Here is a 1,695-nt window from a genome sequence, read left to right as displayed (position 1 = left end):
CGCTGGCCTGGTCCGCGGCGACCCGGCACCATCTCGGACGTGAGCAACAGCGGCGGTGACTCCGACAGCGTCCTCTCGCTCTGGTCCGAGGGCTCGGTGCTCTGCATCGGGTGTCGCGGCTCGGTCCTGTCGATCGGCTCCGTCGGTTCCGTCCTGTCGATCGGGTCGGTGGGGTCGGCGGGGTCGGTGCTCTCGGTCGCGAGCTTCTGCGCGGTCGGCTCGCTGATGAGCGGTGTGGCGGTGCTCTCCGTGCTGTCGTGGCGTGCGCGGCGGCGGGTCCTGGCCGGCACCTGAATGACCAGTCCGTGCTGGAGGCTCTCGCGTGGACGTCCGTTCGCTGCCGTGGCCGGCGACGCGGCCGGCCCACGGCGGCGTCGAGTTGCGCGAGTACCGCACCGAGGACGTGGCGATGGTGCGGGACCTCGCGACCGACCCGTACGTCCCGCTGATCGGGACCCTGCCCGCGCACGCGGACGACGCCCAGGCCCTGGACTACATCCACCGCCAGCACGGACGCCTCGCCGAGGGGATCGGGTTCTCGTTCGTCATCGCCGACGCCGGGTCCGACGAGGCGCTGGGCGGGATCGGGCTGTGGCTCCGGAACCACGAGCAGGGACGGGCGTCCGTCGGCTACTCCGTCGCGCCCCGCGCCCGCGGACGAGGTGCGGCCGGCGACGCACTGGTGGCCGTCACCGGGTTCGCCTGGACCTTCCCGGAGCTGTTCCGGCTCGAGGCGTTCATCGAGCCGGCCAACCGGGCGTCGGTCCGGACCGCCCAGGCCGCCGGCTTCACCCGCGAGGGCGTGCTGCGCAGCTACATGGAGCTCGGCGGGGTGCGGCGGGACATGGCCGTCTTCGCGCGGCTGCGCGGCGAGCAGGACGCGGAGAGCCCTCACCGGGAAACCGGTTGAGCCCGTTCCTACGGTGATCTCGTGGTCACGACGACGAGGAACGGGACGCGCGTCCTCGCGCTCGCCCCCGAGGGTCCGGTGGTCTGCGACGAGTCCTCGGCGCTGGACGTCATCGGCGACGCGTTCGGCGAGGAGGCCACCGTCGTCGCGATCCCGGTCGAGCGGCTCTGCGCCGACTTCTTCCGGCTCCGTTCGGGCGTGGCCGGGGCCGTGGTGCAGAAGTTCGTGAACTACCGACTGCGGCTCGTCGTCGTCGGCGACCCGGGCCACCACGGGCCGACGAGCGGCCCCGTCGAGGACTGGATCCGCGAGGCGAACCGGTCACACGAGCTGTGGTTCGTCGCCGACGACGCCGAGCTGACGCGCCGGCTCGACGCAGGGCGCTGACGTCGCGGGCGGCCCGGCGAGGCTGTCGACACGGGTGGAGCGGGGTCTACGGTTGAAACGGCAACCGAGATGATCTCTGGAGGGCTCGTCATGAAGCTCCCGCTCAAGGCTCGCCACATCCCCGCCCGCCTCGCCACCGGGGCGTTCATCCTCAACTCCGGGCTCGAGAAGTCCCGGGGCGACGAGCAGACCGCCCAGACCATGCACGGCATGGCCAGCAACACGTATCCCTTCCTCGGCAAGCTGGAGTCGACCCAGTTCCTGCGGCTGCTCTCGACCAGCGAGATCGTGCTCGGCGCCGCGCTACTGCTGCCCGTCGTGCCCACGCTGGTCGCCGGCCTCGGCCTCGCGGCGTTCTCCGGCGGGCTGCTCGGCCTCTACCTGAGGACGCCGGGGAT

The 1,695-nt window shown here is 72.3% G+C and carries 3 protein-coding genes and 1 pseudogene; all 4 read left to right on the top strand.

The window, feature by feature from the left end; genetic code table 11:
- Positions 1-294: hypothetical protein (locus tag AC0CYZ_RS02150; protein ID WP_472211862.1), on the top strand; the 294-nt coding region annotated here is incomplete at its 5' end.
- Positions 295-322: 28 nt separating this feature from the next.
- The gene (locus AC0CYZ_RS02145; protein WP_472211859.1) at positions 323-910 is read left to right on the top strand and encodes a GNAT family N-acetyltransferase; all 588 of its coding nucleotides are present in this window, start codon (positions 323-325) and stop codon (positions 908-910) included.
- Positions 911-931: 21 nt separating this feature from the next.
- Positions 932-1,297 carry a DUF4180 domain-containing protein gene (locus tag AC0CYZ_RS02140; RefSeq protein ID WP_472211856.1) on the top strand — a complete coding sequence of 122 codons (366 nt, stop codon included), beginning with the start codon at positions 932-934 and terminating at the stop codon, positions 1,295-1,297.
- A gap of 90 nt (positions 1,298-1,387) precedes the next feature.
- A pseudogene (locus AC0CYZ_RS02135) lies at positions 1,388-1,695 on the top strand (hypothetical protein); the annotation flags it as partial.

The sequence above is a fragment of the Actinomycetospora sp. genome (assembly GCF_055612215.1).
Note: the sequence above shows the minus strand (reverse complement) of the source record. Positions and strands in the feature narration are given on the sequence as shown.